This is a genomic window from Lysinibacillus sp. FSL R5-0849 (genome assembly GCF_038595075.1).
GTDB lineage: Bacteria > Bacillota > Bacilli > Bacillales_A > Planococcaceae > Lysinibacillus > Lysinibacillus fusiformis.
In genome coordinates, this window is sequence record NZ_CP152004.1 from 3,942,527 (window position 1) to 3,960,770 (window position 18,244).

Here is an 18,244-nt window from a genome sequence, read left to right on the forward strand (position 1 = left end):
TGACATACTATCACTAGCGTTACGGCTAGTCCGATTCATTCGTTCCATCGCCTGAGTAATTTGACGTAATCGTGAGCTGCCTTGATCACGAACTCGGAATACTGCGGTTAGGTTCATAATTCACCACCCCACCCTTCTAAGCTCTTCTTCAAGCTCTTTTTCAAGCCACTGACGCCACTTATCCTGATTTTGTTGTGCTGGTTTATCAAGAAATTTCTTCTCACCAGTTACAGCGTTCCCGTTACCTTCATGAATGTAATATGCATAATTGAAATTCCTCGGTCCCCGTGTTGCATTGGCCGTAATTTCAACGCCAGTACTGTCACCGTCTGTAAATACTTCTGCGTCAATACTTCGTCGTAATGTACCTCCTAGTTTCTCAGCAATTGGAGCAATGTCGACTGATTCTGCTTTCCAATCGTTCTTAACGTCTGTGAGCCCGTTTAGCAATGCTCTGCCTACCGCATTCGGAGATTGATTTAAAGATTGTGTTAGCTGGGATAAATCTAGATTAAATTCCATACGATTTCCCACCGTTCATATTGCTGATAACAGAATCAAACTCTTTGCAAGCACGTTTAAATTCAGCTTGGACATCTTGCCCCTCTACTTGTTTGATAGCCAGCATAAGCGCCTCTAGTATCTTTCCTGCCGCTAGTGACCACTGAGCATCGCTTACAACCACCTGTAACAACAAAGGCTTAATATCGTTCGCGTAGCGAATGTAATCAGCATTAACTTTAAATTTGTACTTATCGATAAAGTTAACGATACCGCCAGCTTTTACTACTATTTGTTTTCCGTCCATCCCTGTGTCCCCCTCTTGTTTTTATGAATAAAAAAAGGCACAACGTCGATTAAAACGTCATGCCTCTTACGTGTTTAAGATTCTCGTGTCTCTACCTGTTCAATTGCTTTTGAAAAAGCATGTAATTTGCGGGCGTTATCCAGTAATGAACGCGCTTCATCTGAATCGGATCCTGCAGTTAATTGCTCAACTTGTTTAAGTAGTGCTCCCATTTCTGTACTTGTCGCTACTTCATTCTCCGCAACTTTAACAATTTCGTTTACCTTTTCTGTATGTTCAGATGACTGTTGTGCAGCTCGTTTAACATTTGCGTATAAAACACGCGAACTCAATGAACCAATTGCACTTGCGACTTGTAACGCGGTCGCTACGTCCCGTTGCTGAATTGAACCTTCTTGCAATTTCTGCTTTAAGCCATATTCTAAAGCGCGGAAATTAGTGCCTTTCCCCTTCGCTTGCTGCGCCTGTAATGCTTCCACTTGCTCGTTATATTTGCTCATAATTATTTCGCTCCTTTTGTTTTTGTTGGTACTTCTGCGATATATTCAAAATCGTTCGGCTTATGCCCATTTGTGAATAAACTAACCTGGTTGATTACCTCACGCACTCCATTGATAGCGCCTTGACTCCGCATAACTTTCGCTACACTTGTCGGGTGTTCTATTGCCATAACCGCACTCGTTTTACCCTGATAACGATTAGCTCTAGAGATTTCAACCATTTCCTCTCGCAAACTTCCGTAAGCATCCTCGCCTTCGCGGTGATCCACAATACAACTTAGTAGTAAGTCCCTTGCCATTTTTAATTTTGCGTGTACAATCGGTTCATACTCTGCACGAACCTGAGGCACAAATACGTTTTGATATTCGTCTACTAAGTCTACGGATGAGATCGTCCCCTCCGGTAATGCTGCGTGTGCTAAACGTGCATCACGCTCCCGACGTGTTATAACCTCTTTTTGTAGCGCAATGTCATCGTCAATTTTAACGAGTTGATCAGTTGCATCCGTACCATGCTTAACGCTCTCCGTGAACGTATGCTCATATTGTGTCTGTAACTCACTTAAACGTGCGCGAGCACTTGATAAATCAGCTTGATACTGCGCTAGTTTTGCTGCTCTTTCAGCGCCTTCATTTCTGTAATCTTGTAATAATTCAAATTCGTGCTCTTTAATTGCCATCTGATTTTATCTCCTTTGTTTTTAGTATTTGAATAATCTTTTCTAACTTGTCGATACACCATAATCGCCACGTAGGAATAACAGGTGATGGCTGTTCGTCTTGCTTGTCCAACTCGAATAATTCGACTAGCATTTCCTCGTTACGAGTAACCTGCTCGCGTGTACCCTCGACTTCCCGCCTATAAATCACCGGGTATTGAGCGCTTATTAAGTCTCGATACAACTGTTGGCTATCTGTTTGTAGCTCGATAATTTCATAAGCATATAAATCATCTAGCAAATCGATCAAATCGTCATAAGGCTTTGAGATTTCGCCAATTAAATTGGATATGCCTTGTTCATCCGTTTGGTAGATTAATAGTGAAATGAACGAAACCTCTCGCAAATTGACGAGTGATATTAAGGCAAAACACATTTAATCTTCGCCTTTCAACAGTTGCTGAATTACGTAATTTGCTGCTTCTGATTGCACAAAATATCGCGCATCTAACGGAGCAACATCTTTCGGCAAGAATATCCGATGCTGCCGTTCTCCTTCGTCAATGTAAACGCAATGCTCTCCGTTATCATTACTGTAGTAAATCTGCATTAGTAAAACACCGCCCCGTTTATAATTTTTGGTTTCGGATATCGCTGTCCGATGATCTCTATACCGTTTTTGTTGTACTGCTTTTTATGACGTTTCGGCTTCGCTTGATTGCCTTTGCCTCGATAATTTGAATACTTTTTATGCTCCATATCGTTTCATTTCCTCGCTTTCTACTTTAAAGCCTAGTTTCCAGGCCTCGATTTCTTGTTCGTTCGCCTCATGTTTTAAGAAACGACTTGCGAACCGTTTAACAAACTCATACCAAAGTTTGTCTGTGAATTTTTCGCTAGATTGATAGAAGTCGTAAACATGCTGTCTATGCTTCTTTGAGTTACAACTACGACAACAAACGACTACATTTTCGTCTATATTGTGCCCTAGATATACATGATCGACTGTAGCCTCTGTCAGCTCCCGTTTACCTCTTGTCATTTCTACGTCACAATAAGCGCAATTTGTAGCGCTCAATACTTCTTCAATTGTTGCTTCCGTATAGAGATTGACCGTGTTGTGGCGGTACACGTGCTTACGGAATCTTTCCCGGATATACGAGGAGCTTTCGAAGCGTGCTTTACTGCGACATGCCTTGCATTGGTACTCTCGTCCTTGTGGCGCTTTTGGACGTCGAGTGAATTCGGTTAGATTCTTAATTTCTTTGCAAGTGCGACATTTGCGTGTCATTTCATTAACCATTGATGCTCACCTTCTTTTTCTGCATATAAAAAACGGTCAAACGCTTCATTCCGAGGAAATTCACGTCTAACCGTCGCTTTAAATTTATCTGATGCAGGTTTTCTCTTTTTCTCAATATCGTTAATATGTCCAATTGAATAATCAATACGCTCTGATAATTGACTAAGTGTTAATCCATAGAAAAATCTTGTTTTACACAAGTAATCGCTAAAATCCATATTAAAATCTCCTTTCGTTTTTTGTTGTCTTTTGTTGTTATTTACGCTAGATTTCTAAATAAAAAAGCCAGGATAAACCTGGTATCCTCACTTATAGCCGAGGTGTCCGCACCTAAATTCTCCCGATTGATTTAGCATGGTCCAGCGCTCTTTGTCGGGCTTTTTTGAGCTTTCCTTCACCATTCCGAGCCAATAACTCTGCTTCTATTTCTACTCGAGTCATCTTGATTATTTTGCACTTCCCACCTATTGTCGGCGTATCGCCCCAAAACTCAGGCAGTCTTTGAGTTTCGGCAGTACTCCACTCACCTTCATAAAGCCCAAAGTTAGTTGTAATACGTTTCTTCCCTCCCATTTGTGCTCGTCGCTGTGCTCTAGCAACCACTTCTTCTAAATCGTCACCGTGCTTATAAATTTTATGCTTACGATCATACTCAAACATTGCTTCATCATTAATCCAAAACGGGTACTCTCCGCCAAAATATCGACCATATTTATAAGTCTTGCGGGCTGTTCCTTGCTGCTCTGCCTTCACTCTACGTTTGTATGTTTTTAAAACTACATCTTTACCTGCTTTACATTCCACTGAGCAAGTTGTCGCGCTGTTGTTTTTAGTTTTATCACGATAGTAGAATCCGCAGCATTGACAACGTTTAACCTTTTTATCATGTACCTCAGTGAAATAACCGTCTATTACATCTGACATAATTTCGAGCATTTCATCATAATCATGCCCTGGTCCAATATAACGACGTGCAAATTCGATTGCTCCTGTGCCTGGATTTTTAAATGCAGTATCTTTTAACACTTCGCCCTGTTTTAGTTTAAAAATAGTCATACTCTCATTTCCCCTTTGCAGAATAGTTTTTTTGAAGAGTTTTACTATTAAATTTCGTATCGTGCCCATTTATCGAGTAATTCTCGCATACGTCGAGCAGGCATATATAGATTGATAGGTTCGTCGTTACGGATGCGTGAGCGCCAAACCCATTGAAGTAAGTCTGATACCGCTAGCTTATCCTCACTAACAGTTATATCGTGATCTTGAAAAAACGACTTCTCGATAGGATGCATGTAACGGTTGTAGCAGTACATTAACGTTGAACGGTCTGCGTATTCGTTAGACGCACGGGCATTACACGCTAGAAATCCCTTTGTATAGCCCTTTCCTTTTAAATCCGTTTGATAGCTTTTAATCGTTGTCCATAAAACTTCGTCAGTCTTTGCTTTGATGATATTTCGGACATATGACTGCATACTAGAACGGATAGCAGTCATTTCTCCATCGCTTCGACGGCTCAGCCAACCTTTAGAAAATGCGGTCGGAACACTGCCATGGTCGTTGTGCGGTCCGTCATAGAGATTAATTAATGAACGAAGGTGCTCGCGTCCTTCCTGACACTTGTCATACTCGATTAATTGGCTGTCTTTGACTGCTTTTAAATCGTAGGGAATCGAATACAATTCGAAATAATATTTCATTAGCTGCGCCTCAAATAGATATGTCAAAACGTATACACTAGCAAATGTTTCGAAGATTGAAGGTGGGAACGCGTAAATTAAGTATTTGTCACGGTGATAAAAGAGCGTCCCTGCTTGCGCTAGTAGCTTGATACGGTCGAATACTCCGTACTCATATTCAACTTCACTCGCAGTCCAAACGACTTTGTTGTTCTCCATTTTCACTAGGCCTTTATCGAGTAGAAGTCGCATATCAGACGGAGAAACGCCAGCTTTGTCTATCACGCTTATAACCTCGTCCAATATTAAGGTGTAGTTATTCTCACGCAACAAGTAGCGCAGTTCATCGTCTGCCATTTCAAAAAGGCTATGCGTTGCTACGATGTCTCTACCGTCCTCTATCAATCGCTTTAGGCTCGTTAATTTACTACCGCCTTCTACGTTATTCGTTGGTTGTACAAACTCACGTCCTGTTACCGAACTAATCACACGATCGACCTCGGCTAAGAACGGCGTAACATAAATGAAACGATCCAACGGACTTGCGCCGTTTATGTAGTCAATAGCATAAGTCGTCTTTCCTGCTCCCATCACCGAATCAATTACCGTTACGTTTTTCATTTCCATTTGAAAACCTCCCGATTTGTAGAATTATTGTTGTAGACGACGACCTCACCGCCTCAGCGCTTAAGCACTTTTATATCGATATAAGTGTTTATCAACAGATATCATTTTTGCGATTAGCAAAAATAGAAGTATGAGCGTTAGCGAATGCTTCGTAAAGAACTCTACGGCTCATTTCATTCGCCTATCGATGCCAGTAAACTGTCATCGATGATAAGCACTTTTTATATACCTCTCTTTAAGGACGACACCTCACAAACGTTGATATGACGCGGTTTCTAACGGTCAATAAGCACTTTTTATTTCAGATAAGTGTTGCTGTTGAGGCCGTCTAGAACTTTTGGCGAGAATTTCATCGATAAGATGTGATCGTTCGAATATAAAGACAAGTTTGCCCCGCCTATGTCGACTAGGTTCCATTTTGATTAGGGCCTGTCCTGCATCGATGATTTCCTGTGCTACTTGGCGAGAATGGATTACGATAAATTTTTCGTTTTTCGCTTGCATTGCTGTTCATCCTCCTGTATAATGACATTATAAATTGATATTTGATAATATAGGTTAACTCTGCACAAAACAGACATACCAACTTTTATTATATCGTCAGCACTTGCGGAATGTAAAGTGCTTTTTTGCATTTTTTTAAATTATTTCCTCCACTTCCGTTCAGCCTTACTCACTCTAAGCGTCAAGCCGCTTTTAATATGCAATAGCCGTCCACCCTATCAGCAAATAGTGCGACGTCGCACTTTTTCCAAATTTGCATCTACTATACACTGCACACTAAAACCTCTGTTTTTGGGACAACTTTTCGGAAAAATTTATTCCTCTTCGTTAAATTGCGTTCATCATAAGTTCCGTTTCAGACGCTGCGTAAACTACGTTTTGTACCGTTAATGGTTCGTCCATGAATACGTACAAGACTCCTTGCCCTTCGCTGTAATATGCGTCAGTTTTACGTCCAGTCTTTTCGAATAACTTCCGCTGGATATTTACGATACCTACTGCGATGTTCAATTCCGTTCAATCCTCCTTTGATTTAGCGCCGAAACGCTTTAGATGGTAAATACGTCGACTTGCGATTTAAAACCGTTTTTAGGCACGTTTTTAAAGGCGAAATGAGGGCGATAAACTTCCCTACTATCTATACCCGAACAAATTCCCTTTTCGAGACAACTTTCCCGCAAAATCTTTTAAATATTTCCCTCGATAAATTCTCACTGTTTGTACTGTTGATTTAGTCATTCTAAGCATAAATATTAAAAGAAAAAAGGAGTAATTCCTGTGCAAAAGGTTAATCACTCCGAACTAAAAATCTATTATTTTTAAATTTTGTCTTTATATCTCTAGACAATAGGACTTAACATTTTAAGGATAATAGAAGCATTTACGTTAGTTTGTGTGCCTCCTGCCAAAGTTTGAAGGATTACTGCTGCAGCGGAGGAATGATTTCTAAGAGTAAGTATACCGCCAGACGGTATTGCAATTATTGCCTGACCGTTGTTTTGTTGAGTACCAGCTCCTGAACCATAGACTGTTTCTGGAATCGGTACACCATTTAAAAATAATGTGAATTGGTTAGGTTCAACACCTGATACGCTGAAAGTAACCTCGTAGATTCCTGGTCTAGTAACAAAAATTTGAGAGGTTCCTGGAGTATGCGTAATTCCCGGAGTAACTATACCTGTTGAATCAAAAATAATATCTGCTTCTACAGCTACAGTTTCAGGACCTAGATTATATATATATCCATATTCGCAAAGACCACTACATGCTGTTGGTGTTACAGGAGGAATAGAGCCTGTAATTCCACAGAGATCGACTGCTCTGAATGGTCCTATTTGGCTTCCACATAAACAGGAACGTTTATTACAGTTATTACAGTTATCCATTTTTTCACCTCCATTTATAGTATTTTATTCGTGTGATAAATGAAGCAAAGGGCAATAGGCTATTTTCAATTAATAATTTAGACATCATTATGGATATTATATTTTACAAAAAATTGGTAATATAGCTTAAATAATTTATATAAAGATTACTGCACATTTTATCTAGCTTATTTGGCTACCGTTGGCGCGATAGCCTTTCCCTGAAATCTGTTGGCGCTGACTCCAGCGTATTTATTGTCCGTAATGTTGGCGCAAAACGGACGACTCCACTCGTTGGCACGAATGAGGAACTTTTCATATATTAAGATGGATGTCTATTTCGGAATGTTGATTAATACATCATCACACATAGAAACAAAGCTATTGCGATAGAAAACGCTGTTGTACCGTAATACCACACTCTAAGCTCACCTTCTTCGCCTTCTTCACCGAAAAAATATGCATCCACTTGCTTCGCTGTATCGACGGCTGCTTTCGTTAGTAACTTAATGTACGCCTTCTTATATTCACGCTCAAACGACTGTGCTGACGTTTTACGCGCAACTCCTTGTTTCATGCTGAAATCCCCCCAATTACTAACTCCTGACCATCTACTATCAAGGCGCGATAGAAATCTGAACAAACTACATGCATATGATCGAAAATCGGAATTGTTTTAAGCGCTGTATTTGATAAACGCATTACAATCGTTCTCCATGCCCCTTTCTCTGTGGATACAGCTTCGTAATTATTTAAGTAATCACTACTATCTGCGATAACAATTTCCTTAGCTTGATCGGCTACTTTTTTCGTATACTCTGCTATTAAACGTTTGCACTTACGGATAGTGTCGTCAATCATTTCCTGTACGTATAACGAAACTGGTGTCGTAGGAACTGTGTAATCCCATCTACAGTTACGTCGCTTCACAAACACTTGATAAGACGTTGAGAATACGCCTTCTTTTTCAAACGATACAATTTGATACTCCACTGACCAAACTTCATTGTCTGTTAACCATTTGCCTTCGTCTAACGTCGTAAACATTTCACATTCCGCCTCTCTTAGTGTTATTTATGCACACTACGATGTGCTTTATAATTAATATAATATACACTACAGTGTGCATTGTCAACAATAAATTGAAGTTATATACACTACAGTGTAAAATAGAATTAAAAAAGGATTGTGATTACATATGATTAAAGTACATTTATCTCGTTTATTAGGTGAGAAAAGAATGAAGATTTCTGAATTAGCGAAAGAAACTGGATTACATAGAAATGGTCTTTCACGTTTGTATAACGAGGACACTGATGGAATAAAATTCGATACATTAGAGAAGGTTTGTAAAGCTTTGAATTGCGATATTAGCGATCTCATTGAAATAGTAGACGAAGAAAAAGCGCAAGCCGATTAATGGGCTGCGCCTTTTGTGTTTTCTAAGCGTTAATTATCTTTTTCTCTACATTTTCAATAATTACTCATTATTTTATACTTATCAATATATTCTTGTTCTGTCATAATTTCTATTATATCTTTTGGTTCAATTTTTACTTTTGGATTTACATAAGAAAAAAGTTCGTCTACGCCTTCCCTTACAATATTAAGCGATTTTTGGATTACCCATTTCTTTACTTTTGCTTCTATTATCTCTTTCTGTAAGTATTCTAAATTACCTTTCGTAATTCCGTAATCACTATCATCATATTCAGCCTCAAATGTATAATATATATAGTAATTCAAAGGTTGCTTAAATTTAATTATGTGATGTTGATTATTTTCATCTTTAACCCAATCTGATTCAATTTTTCGATCTTTTAAAAATTCCGCTAAATTAAAAAGAATCTCCGGTCTTTTTCTTGTATTACCTCCGTATGTAAGCACATTTCTGTGACTCAAAAATCCGTTAATTTGAAAGTCGCCATAAAATTTGTGAATTACAGTATTCCTACATTCTTCTTCGTATTCCAAACAATATCCAGGTGTTACATTACTAATATCCAATTTTTCACCATTAAATAAAATGTACTTTTCATCAATATTAATTTGGATATTCTTATTTGTTAAATAATCATTTAATGGAGTTTTTTGTGTAACAGCGTTCTGCAGGTTAATTATCCCATTTTCCTTAATTGACTTACAATTGTCAATACTAGCCGTACTATGTAAGCTAACCAATTCAATATCCTTTTCTAAAAGTTTTTCATCTTTTATATCAAATGCTTCCAAAAAATCCATTACATCTGTGCTTTCTGAGACAAAATTTGAAATTTCTTCTTCTGTTAAGTCTAAAAATTCCGCTAATGATTTAATGTTGCTATTATAATCAGTCATATCAAATATCAAACTTGAACACCTCCAAATTAAATTCTACTAAATTAACCCAGTTTAATATATAAAAATATCCAAACCCAGATATTTCGTTTGACAACCGAACCCGATTATCCAACAGAATGGCTGATGAAATTAGGAAATCGGAGAAAGTCGTTACCTTATATCTAAAACTCAAAAAAGAGTAATAGACATAAAGTAACTACGCGATTATTCAACGTCATGGAGATTTATTGAGGTTGCTCGTCGTCTTGTTTCGTAGAGAACTTTCGTTCTGCGATGCCTCACGTAATTACTGTCCTACGTGTGCGGACCGTCCTTGATTGGTTAGCTTTTGCTAACTGCTTGTCCGCTTGGCTGCGCTTACCCTAACCGTAGTTAGCCAGTAAACCACCGTACCGTTAAATTGGGCGTACTCCCCGATTCATCCCAACGGAAACAAGAAACCGCTTTGACAGGGATATATCCGATTTTTTGCAACGGTTCGGCAACCTTTCCAGGTTATTTTAACGACGAATTATGGGCAACCTCGTCGGACTACCGAAAAATAAGCGCACTTAAATAAGCCCAGTCGTTGTAATTTTTTCGAAAAGGCTGTACAATAGCGTTACATTGGTGTGTATGCTATCGTTTTATCGGTAGTCATATTCAGTTAAGGTCGAGTGTTAGCGCACTCGGCTTTTTCTTTTTGTCTAAAGATTATTTAATGGACTAAACTCACGATGCTTGTCGTGGACCTCCGTTGAAAATAGATTTACATAGGTTTTTACCATCTCCATCGTTGAATGGCCGAGTATCTTTTGTAACTCGAATATGCCAGCGCCATTCATAACCGAAAGCTTAGCGAACGTATGGCGCATTGTATGAGGCGAGCATCTAACGCCCTTGATGCCTGCTTTATTACCGTATTGAGCGACTATCTTCTGCAGAGAATTACGTTTCATTCCTGTACCTTCTAAGGTGACAAATAACGCATCTGTTTCGCATGTCCCTCTTAATTGAAGATACCGACGAAGCTGCTCCTTCATTTTCGCTTGTATCGGTACATAGCGATGATAATGATTTTTCGTATTACGAATAAACACGAGGCCTTCTGATAGCTTCACATCTTCTACTAAAATACCGCAAGCTTCATTTAACCGGATTCCAGTTTCGAGTAACAGCATCATAAACGTATAATCTCGCTGACCTGTGAATGTACGCTTGTCCGTCGCATTGAATAGCGCATGTAATTGTTTAACTGTAAACGTTTCAACGTTGTTCTTACGGTCACGGACTAACGGAAACTTCGCCAGGTCATTTACGGCCAAGTATTTATTTTCGAGTAGCCAATGAAAGAACGCTCTAATCGCTCGTAGCTTCGAGTTAATCGTTGTTGTCCGGAGTCCGCGTACTTGCATATCCTCGACTAACTCCTCTAGGTGTTTCCGCTGTACGTCGTGGATAAATAGCGAATGCCCTACGCTGACCAAGAACGTACGGAAGTGATTTAGTTCACGTTGGTAGTAAGTGATCGTAAATTCGCGCAAGCCACGTCGTTTCGCATCCTTTATAAATACTGCCAACGCTTCATCGAACGTTGTCACCTGCATTGATACCGAACGACTCACGAGATCGAGTTCCCGTCCTACTAATTCGTTATTACGCTTAGACATAGAAAAAGACCGCCTTCCTTAGTATTTAAGGAAAACGGTCTGATAGCGAATATGCTAACGACTAATTTGACGCACATTATACGTCTAGAACGTAAAAAAGCGCCTCATGCTTACGCATGAAACGCCCGTCAAATTAACGATTTAAGTGATACCGGTGGTCGGGGTCGAACCGACACTCCAAAGGAACACGATTTTGAGTCGTGCGCGTCTGCCAATTCCGCCACACCGGCATAATGGAGATAAAAAAAATCGGATAAACCGATTAGCAGTAAAAATATGGAGGCGGCAACCGGATTTGAACCGGTGATAAAGGTGTTGCAGACCTGTGCCTTACCACTTGGCTATGCCGCCATCATACTTGGAGCGGAAGACGAGGTTCGAACTCGCGACCCCCACCTTGGCAAGGTGGTGTTCTACCACTGAACTACTTCCGCAATAAATGGCTGGGGTACCTGGATTCGAACCAGGGCATGACGGAATCAAAATCCGTTGCCTTACCGCTTGGCTATACCCCAAAAGATAATTATATATAAAAATGGGGCGACTGATGGGAATCGAACCCACGAATGCCTGAACCACAATCAGGTGCGTTAACCACTTCGCCACAACCGCCATAATTAATATTATTTTGTTTTATTTTATTTTAAAGTTAAATGGGGCGACTGATGGGAATCGAACCCACGAATGCCTGAACCACAATCAGGTGCGTTAACCACTTCGCCACAACCGCCATAAAATTTAATTGGCAGGGGCAGTAGGAATCGAACCCACATCAAAGGTTTTGGAGACCTCTATTCTACCGTTAAACTATGCCCCTATTTGATAAAAACTGGTGGAGGGGGACGGATTCGAACCGCCGAACCCTAAGGAGCGGATTTACAGTCCGCCGCGTTTAGCCACTTCGCTACCCCTCCGGGAATAAATGGTGCCGGCGATAGGAGTCGAACCCACGACCTACTGATTACAAGTCAGTTGCTCTACCAACTGAGCTACACCGGCAAAAAAATGATGGGTCAGGACGGAATCGAACCGCCGACACTTAGAGCTTCAATCTAATGCTCTACCAACTGAGCTACTGACCCATATACTATAAAAATGGCGGTCCCGACCGGGATCGAACCGGCGATCTCCTGCGTGACAGGCAGGCATGTTAACCGCTACACCACGGGACCATTTGGTTGCGGGGGCTGGATTTGAACCAACGACCTTCGGGTTATGAGCCCGACGAGCTACCACTGCTCCACCCCGCGATAATGATATATGTTGTTTTTAAAAATGGTGGAGGATGACGGGCTCGAACCGCCGACCCTCTGCTTGTAAGGCAGATGCTCTCCCAGCTGAGCTAATCCTCCATCTGGGTATAAAAATGAATGGTGACCCCTACGGGATTCGAACCCGTGTTACCGCCGTGAAAGGGCGGTGTCTTAACCACTTGACCAAGGGGCCTTCGTTTGGAATAATTAAAAGTGCTGGCGGAGAGTAAGGGATTTGAACCCTTGAGACAGTGTTAACCGCCTACACGATTTCCAATCGTGCTCCTTCGGCCACTCGGACAACTCTCCAAGAATGGCTCCGAAGGCAGGACTCGAACCTGCGACAACCTGATTAACAGTCAGGTGCTACTACCAACTGAGCTACTTCGGAATAATTTTAGTATACAGCCTAGCGACGTCCTACTCTCACAGGGGGAAGCCCCCAACTACCATCGGCGCTAAAGAGCTTAACTTCCGTGTTCGGTATGGGAACGGGTGTGACCTCTTTGCCATCATCACTAGACTATTTGAAAGACAATACTTATTATAACATATTTTATCGAAATTACAAGTATAATATAATAATTTTATTCTTTCAAAACTGGATAAACGGTTCATTGAAGGTTTCAAACTTTTTTGGTTAAGTCCTCGATCGATTAGTATTCGTCAGCTCCATGTGTCACCACACTTCCACCTCGAACCTATCTACCTCATCGTCTTTGAGGGATCTTACTTACTTGCGTAATGGGAAATCTCATCTTGAGGGGGGCTTCATGCTTAGATGCTTTCAGCACTTATCCCGTCCACACATAGCTACCCAGCGATGCCTTTGGCAAGACAACTGGTACACCAGCGGTGTGTCCATCCCGGTCCTCTCGTACTAAGGACAGCTCCTCTCAAATTTCCTACGCCCACGACGGATAGGGACCGAACTGTCTCACGACGTTCTGAACCCAGCTCGCGTACCGCTTTAATGGGCGAACAGCCCAACCCTTGGGACCGACTACAGCCCCAGGATGCGATGAGCCGACATCGAGGTGCCAAACCTCCCCGTCGATGTGGACTCTTGGGGGAGATAAGCCTGTTATCCCCGGGGTAGCTTTTATCCGTTGAGCGATGGCCCTTCCATGCGGAACCACCGGATCACTAAGCCCGTCTTTCGACCCTGCTCGACTTGTAGGTCTCGCAGTCAAGCTCCCTTGTGCCTTTACACTCTACGAATGATTTCCAACCATTCTGAGGGAACCTTTGGGCGCCTCCGTTACCTTTTAGGAGGCGACCGCCCCAGTCAAACTGTCCGCCTGACACTGTCTCCTGCCCCGCTAAGGGGCATGGGTTAGAATTTCAATACAACCAGGGTAGTATCCCACCGACGCCTCCTTCGAAGCTGGCGCTCCGAGATCTCTGGCTCCTACCTATCCTGTACAAGTTGTACCAAAATTCAATATCAGGCTACAGTAAAGCTCCACGGGGTCTTTCCGTCCTGTCGCGGGTAACCTGCATCTTCACAGGTACTATAATTTCACCGAGTCTCTCGTTGAGACAGTGCCCAGATCGTTACGCCTTTCGTGCGGGTCGGAACTTACCCGACAAGGAATTTCGCTACCTTAGGACCGTTATAGTTACGGCCGCCGTTTACTGGGGCTTCAATTCGCAGCTTCGCTTGCGCTAACCACTCCTCTTAACCTTCCAGCACCGGGCAGGCGTCAGCCCCTATACGTCACCTTACGGTTTTGCAGAGACCTGTGTTTTTGCTAAACAGTCGCCTGGGCCTATTCACTGCGGCTCTCATGCGCTTGCACGCTCAAGAGCACCCCTTCTCCCGAAGTTACGGGGTCATTTTGCCGAGTTCCTTAACGAGAGTTCTCTCGCACACCTTAGGATTCTCTCCTCGACTACCTGTGTCGGTTTGCGGTACGGGCACCTCTCACCTCGATAGAGGCTTTTCTTGGCAGTGTGAAATCAGGAACTTCGTCCATACGGACTCGCCATCACAGCTCAACGTTACAGTGTGCGGATTTGCCTACACACACGCCTTACTGCTTGGACGCGCATAACCAACAGCGCGCTTGCCCTATCCTACTGCGTCCCCCCATTTCTCAAACGGTGAGGAGGTGGTACAGGAATATCAACCTGTTGTCCATCGCCTACGCCTATCGGCCTCGGCTTAGGTCCCGACTAACCCTGAGCGGACGAGCCTTCCTCAGGAAACCTTAGTCATACGGTGGACGGGATTCTCACCCGTCTTTCGCTACTCATACCGGCATTCTCACTTCTAAGCGCTCCACCAGTCCTTCCGGTCTGACTTCAACGCACTTAGAACGCTCTCCTACCACTGACATCGTAGATGTCAATCCACAGCTTCGGTGAATCGTTTAGCCCCGATACATTTTCGGCGCAGCGTCACTCGACCAGTGAGCTATTACGCACTCTTTAAATGATGGCTGCTTCTAAGCCAACATCCTGGTTGTCTGTGCAACGCCACATCCTTTTCCACTTAACGATTACTTTGGGACCTTAGCTGGTGGTCTGGGCTGTTTCCCTTTTGACTACGGATCTTATCACTCGCAGTCTGACTCCCGTGTATAAATATCTGGCATTCGGAGTTTGTCTGAATTCGGTAAACCGGGATGGCCCCCTAGTCCAAACAGTGCTCTACCTCCAGTATTCTCATCACGAGGCTAGCCCTAAAGCTATTTCGGAGAGAACCAGCTATCTCCAAGTTCGATTGGAATTTCTCCGCTACCCACACCTCATCCCCGCACTTTTCAACGTGCGTGGGTTCGGGCCTCCAGTAAGTGTTACCTTACCTTCACCCTGGACATGGGTAGATCACCTGGTTTCGGGTCTACGACCACGTACTATTTCGCCCTATTCAGACTCGCTTTCGCTGCGGCTCCGCCTTCTAAAGCTTAACCTCGCACGTAATCGTAACTCGCCGGTTCATTCTACAAAAGGCACGCTATCACCCATTAACGGGCTCTAACTACTTGTAGGCACACGGTTTCAGGATCTCTTTCACTCCCCTTCCGGGGTGCTTTTCACCTTTCCCTCACGGTACTGGTTCACTATCGGTCACTAGGTAGTATTTAGCCTTGGGAGATGGTCCTCCCGGATTCCGACGGAATTTCACGTGTTCCGCCGTACTCAGGATCCACTCAGGAGGGAACGAACTTTCGACTACAGGGCTTTTACCTGCTCTGGCGGACCTTTCCAAGTCGCTTCATCTAACTCGCTCTTTTGTAACTCCGTATTGAGTGTCCTACAACCCCAAGAGGCAAGCCTCTTGGTTTGGGCTCTTCCCGTTTCGCTCGCCGCTACTCAGGGAATCGATTTTTCTTTCTCTTCCTCCAGGTACTTAGATGTTTCAGTTCCCTGGGTCTGCCTTCAAGACGCTATGTATTCACGTCAAGATACTACGCGATTAAACGTAGTGGGTTCCCCCATTCGGAAATCTCCGGATCAAAGCTCACTTACAGCTCCCCGAAGCATATCGGTGTTAGTGCCGTCCTTCTTCGGCTCCTAGTGCCAAGGCATTCGCCGTGCGCCCTTAATAACTTAACCTATCAGCTTTCAATACACATCGCATTTCGTTGTCAGCTTCACTCGTTCAATCAGTCACGTACTGAAGTACGCTCCTTCATTTACTCGATTGCTTCCTAGAACTGCTCGTGTCTTGAAACCTTTTAATGTTATTAAGCCTATAAAAAAACTTAAAAAATAAATGTGTTTGTTACTATTTCAATGTCGTTTTATCCAGTTTTCAAAGAACAAGTTTTGAAGTATTTCATTCAGAAGAATGAACCTTCAAAACTGAACGCAAAACGTAATCTTACAAACCCAAGGTTTGTATTCCGAAAATATCCTTAGAAAGGAGGTGATCCAGCCGCACCTTCCGATACGGCTACCTTGTTACGACTTCACCCCAATCATCTATCCCACCTTCGGCGGCTGGCTCCAAAAGGTTACCTCACCGACTTCGGGTGTTACAAACTCTCGTGGTGTGACGGGCGGTGTGTACAAGGCCCGGGAACGTATTCACCGCGGCATGCTGATCCGCGATTACTAGCGATTCCGGCTTCATGTAGGCGAGTTGCAGCCTACAATCCGAACTGAGAACGACTTTATCGGATTAGCTCCCTCTCGCGAGTTGGCAACCGTTTGTATCGTCCATTGTAGCACGTGTGTAGCCCAGGTCATAAGGGGCATGATGATTTGACGTCATCCCCACCTTCCTCCGGTTTGTCACCGGCAGTCACCTTAGAGTGCCCAACTAAATGATGGCAACTAAGATCAAGGGTTGCGCTCGTTGCGGGACTTAACCCAACATCTCACGACACGAGCTGACGACAACCATGCACCACCTGTCACCGTTGCCCCCGAAGGGGAAACTATATCTCTACAGTGGTCAACGGGATGTCAAGACCTGGTAAGGTTCTTCGCGTTGCTTCGAATTAAACCACATGCTCCACCGCTTGTGCGGGCCCCCGTCAATTCCTTTGAGTTTCAGTCTTGCGACCGTACTCCCCAGGCGGAGTGCTTAATGCGTTAGCTGCAGCACTAAGGGGCGGAAACCCCCTAACACTTAGCACTCATCGTTTACGGCGTGGACTACCAGGGTATCTAATCCTGTTTGCTCCCCACGCTTTCGCGCCTCAGTGTCAGTTACAGACCAGATAGTCGCCTTCGCCACTGGTGTTCCTCCAAATCTCTACGCATTTCACCGCTACACTTGGAATTCCACTATCCTCTTCTGCACTCAAGTCTCCCAGTTTCCAATGACCCTCCACGGTTGAGCCGTGGGCTTTCACATCAGACTTAAGAAACCACCTGCGCGCGCTTTACGCCCAATAATTCCGGACAACGCTTGCCACCTACGTATTACCGCGGCTGCTGGCACGTAGTTAGCCGTGGCTTTCTAATAAGGTACCGTCAAGGTACAGCCAGTTACTACTGTACTTGTTCTTCCCTTACAACAGAGTTTTACGAACCGAAATCCTTCTTCACTCACGCGGCGTTGCTCCATCAGGCTTTCGCCCATTGTGGAAGATTCCCTACTGCTGCCTCCCGTAGGAGTCTGGGCCGTGTCTCAGTCCCAGTGTGGCCGATCACCCTCTCAGGTCGGCTACGCATCGTCGCCTTGGTGAGCCGTTACCTCACCAACTAGCTAATGCGCCGCGGGCCCATCCTATAGCGACAGCCGAAACCGTCTTTCAGTGTTTCACCATGAGGTGAAACAGATTATTCGGTATTAGCCCCGGTTTCCCGGAGTTATCCCAAACTATAAGGTAGGTTGCCCACGTGTTACTCACCCGTCCGCCGCTAACGTCGAAGGAGCAAGCTCCTTCTCTGTTCGCTCGACTTGCATGTATTAGGCACGCCGCCAGCGTTCGTCCTGAGCCAGGATCAAACTCTCCATAAAAGAAATTTGATTAGCTCAAATTGTTTTGCTGGCATCAATTTTGATGTCCAAAATTTTGTATCGTTCACTAGCTAGGCTAGCTACTAAAAACTTTATTGATTACGTTTTGCTTGTTCAGTTTTCAAGGTTCATTATT

16 protein-coding genes, 16 tRNA genes and 3 rRNA genes are annotated in these 18,244 nt (G+C 43.3%); 1 reads left to right on the forward strand and 34 read right to left on the reverse strand.

What is annotated here, in order from left to right; all coding sequences use genetic code 11:
- Positions 1-120: 120 nt before the first annotated feature.
- The 13 genes from MKY80_RS19485 to MKY80_RS19545 all read right to left on the reverse strand — a co-directional run bounded on the left by MKY80_RS19485 (position 121) and on the right by MKY80_RS19545 (position 8,491).
- Entirely contained in the window at positions 121-522 is a 402-nt protein-coding gene (locus MKY80_RS19485; RefSeq protein ID WP_342530792.1) for a hypothetical protein, read from the reverse strand.
- A complete protein-coding gene (locus tag MKY80_RS19490) occupies positions 512-808 on the reverse strand; it encodes a hypothetical protein (protein ID WP_069481212.1) in 297 nt (98 codons plus the stop codon). Before MKY80_RS19490 ends, MKY80_RS19485 begins: the two co-directional genes overlap by 11 nt.
- A 74-nt stretch (positions 809-882) precedes the next feature.
- Positions 883-1,308, reverse strand: coding sequence for a hypothetical protein (locus MKY80_RS19495; RefSeq protein ID WP_342530795.1), 426 nt, complete (start codon positions 1,306-1,308; stop codon positions 883-885).
- A 2-nt stretch (positions 1,309-1,310) separates the two neighbouring features.
- Complete coding sequence (locus MKY80_RS19500) at positions 1,311-1,988, reverse strand: hypothetical protein (protein WP_342530797.1); 678 nt, start codon at positions 1,986-1,988, stop codon at positions 1,311-1,313.
- Positions 1,978-2,403 (reverse strand): hypothetical protein, encoded by a 426-nt coding sequence (locus MKY80_RS19505; protein ID WP_342530798.1) that lies wholly within the window; start codon positions 2,401-2,403, stop codon positions 1,978-1,980. Before MKY80_RS19505 ends, MKY80_RS19500 begins: the two co-directional genes overlap by 11 nt.
- A 312-nt stretch (positions 2,404-2,715) precedes the next feature.
- Positions 2,716-3,009 carry a hypothetical protein gene (locus MKY80_RS19510; protein WP_342530800.1) on the reverse strand — a complete coding sequence of 98 codons (294 nt, stop codon included), beginning with the start codon at positions 3,007-3,009 and terminating at the stop codon, positions 2,716-2,718.
- A 245-nt stretch (positions 3,010-3,254) separates the two neighbouring features.
- On the reverse strand, positions 3,255-3,488 hold the full coding sequence (locus MKY80_RS19515; RefSeq protein ID WP_342530802.1) for a helix-turn-helix transcriptional regulator: 234 nt from the start codon (positions 3,486-3,488) through the stop codon (positions 3,255-3,257).
- A gap of 112 nt (positions 3,489-3,600) precedes the next feature.
- Positions 3,601-4,326, reverse strand: a complete 726-nt coding sequence (locus tag MKY80_RS19520) for a hypothetical protein (RefSeq protein WP_342530804.1) — start codon at positions 4,324-4,326, stop codon at positions 3,601-3,603.
- Between the two features lie 47 nt (positions 4,327-4,373).
- The gene (locus MKY80_RS19525; protein WP_342530806.1) at positions 4,374-5,576 is read right to left on the reverse strand and encodes a DEAD/DEAH box helicase family protein; all 1,203 of its coding nucleotides are present in this window, start codon (positions 5,574-5,576) and stop codon (positions 4,374-4,376) included.
- A gap of 282 nt (positions 5,577-5,858) precedes the next feature.
- Positions 5,859-6,080, reverse strand: coding sequence for a hypothetical protein (locus tag MKY80_RS19530; protein WP_342530807.1), 222 nt, complete (start codon positions 6,078-6,080; stop codon positions 5,859-5,861).
- 839 nt (positions 6,081-6,919) lie between these two features.
- Complete coding sequence (locus tag MKY80_RS19535; protein WP_241603347.1) at positions 6,920-7,465, reverse strand: collagen-like protein; 546 nt, start codon at positions 7,463-7,465, stop codon at positions 6,920-6,922.
- A gap of 331 nt (positions 7,466-7,796) precedes the next feature.
- Positions 7,797-8,021: a hypothetical protein gene (locus MKY80_RS19540; protein ID WP_342530810.1), complete on the reverse strand. Its 225-nt coding sequence runs from the start codon at positions 8,019-8,021 to the stop codon at positions 7,797-7,799.
- Positions 8,018-8,491: a hypothetical protein gene (locus MKY80_RS19545; protein WP_342530812.1), complete on the reverse strand. Its 474-nt coding sequence runs from the start codon at positions 8,489-8,491 to the stop codon at positions 8,018-8,020. The genes MKY80_RS19540 and MKY80_RS19545 overlap by 4 nt, the downstream gene beginning before the upstream one ends.
- A gap of 151 nt (positions 8,492-8,642) precedes the next feature.
- On the opposite strand from MKY80_RS19545, the gene MKY80_RS19550 reads away from it, so the two are divergent.
- Positions 8,643-8,864 carry a helix-turn-helix transcriptional regulator gene (locus MKY80_RS19550; protein WP_342530814.1) on the forward strand — a complete coding sequence of 74 codons (222 nt, stop codon included), beginning with the start codon at positions 8,643-8,645 and terminating at the stop codon, positions 8,862-8,864.
- Positions 8,865-8,917: 53 nt separating this feature from the next.
- Here MKY80_RS19550 and MKY80_RS19555 read toward each other — a convergent pair whose 3' ends face one another.
- The 21 genes from MKY80_RS19555 to MKY80_RS19655 form a co-directional block, all read right to left on the reverse strand.
- Positions 8,918-9,793, reverse strand: a complete 876-nt coding sequence (locus MKY80_RS19555) for a hypothetical protein (protein ID WP_342530815.1) — start codon at positions 9,791-9,793, stop codon at positions 8,918-8,920.
- Positions 9,794-10,470: 677 nt separating this feature from the next.
- Positions 10,471-11,433, reverse strand: coding sequence for a tyrosine-type recombinase/integrase (locus MKY80_RS19560; RefSeq protein WP_107922650.1), 963 nt, complete (start codon positions 11,431-11,433; stop codon positions 10,471-10,473).
- 149 nt (positions 11,434-11,582) lie between these two features.
- Positions 11,583-11,663: transfer RNA gene (locus MKY80_RS19565), tRNA-Leu, on the reverse strand.
- Between the two features lie 47 nt (positions 11,664-11,710).
- Positions 11,711-11,784: transfer RNA gene (locus tag MKY80_RS19570), tRNA-Cys, on the reverse strand.
- An 8-nt stretch (positions 11,785-11,792) separates the two neighbouring features.
- Positions 11,793-11,867: transfer RNA gene (locus MKY80_RS19575), tRNA-Gly, on the reverse strand.
- Between the two features lie 6 nt (positions 11,868-11,873).
- Positions 11,874-11,948, reverse strand: a tRNA-Gln gene (locus MKY80_RS19580).
- A 21-nt stretch (positions 11,949-11,969) separates the two neighbouring features.
- A tRNA-His gene (locus tag MKY80_RS19585) sits at positions 11,970-12,045 on the reverse strand.
- 42 nt (positions 12,046-12,087) lie between these two features.
- A tRNA-His gene (locus MKY80_RS19590) sits at positions 12,088-12,163 on the reverse strand.
- A 13-nt stretch (positions 12,164-12,176) separates the two neighbouring features.
- Positions 12,177-12,250 (reverse strand) — tRNA-Trp (locus MKY80_RS19595).
- Between the two features lie 13 nt (positions 12,251-12,263).
- Positions 12,264-12,347: transfer RNA gene (locus tag MKY80_RS19600), tRNA-Tyr, on the reverse strand.
- A 9-nt stretch (positions 12,348-12,356) separates the two neighbouring features.
- Positions 12,357-12,432 (reverse strand) — tRNA-Thr (locus MKY80_RS19605).
- Positions 12,433-12,442: 10 nt separating this feature from the next.
- Positions 12,443-12,515 (reverse strand) — tRNA-Phe (locus tag MKY80_RS19610).
- Between the two features lie 14 nt (positions 12,516-12,529).
- Positions 12,530-12,605 (reverse strand) — tRNA-Asp (locus MKY80_RS19615).
- Between the two features lie 3 nt (positions 12,606-12,608).
- A tRNA-Met gene (locus MKY80_RS19620) sits at positions 12,609-12,683 on the reverse strand.
- Between the two features lie 26 nt (positions 12,684-12,709).
- Positions 12,710-12,785, reverse strand: a tRNA-Val gene (locus tag MKY80_RS19625).
- Between the two features lie 19 nt (positions 12,786-12,804).
- Positions 12,805-12,879, reverse strand: a tRNA-Glu gene (locus MKY80_RS19630).
- Between the two features lie 24 nt (positions 12,880-12,903).
- Positions 12,904-12,995 (reverse strand) — tRNA-Ser (locus MKY80_RS19635).
- Between the two features lie 5 nt (positions 12,996-13,000).
- Positions 13,001-13,077, reverse strand: a tRNA-Asn gene (locus MKY80_RS19640).
- Positions 13,078-13,093: 16 nt separating this feature from the next.
- Positions 13,094-13,209: ribosomal RNA gene (rrf, locus tag MKY80_RS19645) — 5S ribosomal RNA — on the reverse strand.
- 113 nt (positions 13,210-13,322) lie between these two features.
- Positions 13,323-16,250: ribosomal RNA gene (locus MKY80_RS19650) — 23S ribosomal RNA — on the reverse strand.
- A 306-nt stretch (positions 16,251-16,556) separates the two neighbouring features.
- A 16S ribosomal RNA gene (locus MKY80_RS19655) occupies positions 16,557-18,108 on the reverse strand.
- The 16S, 23S and 5S rRNA genes sit together here with 16 tRNA genes alongside, the layout of an rRNA operon.
- Between the last annotated feature and the right edge of the window lie 136 nt (positions 18,109-18,244).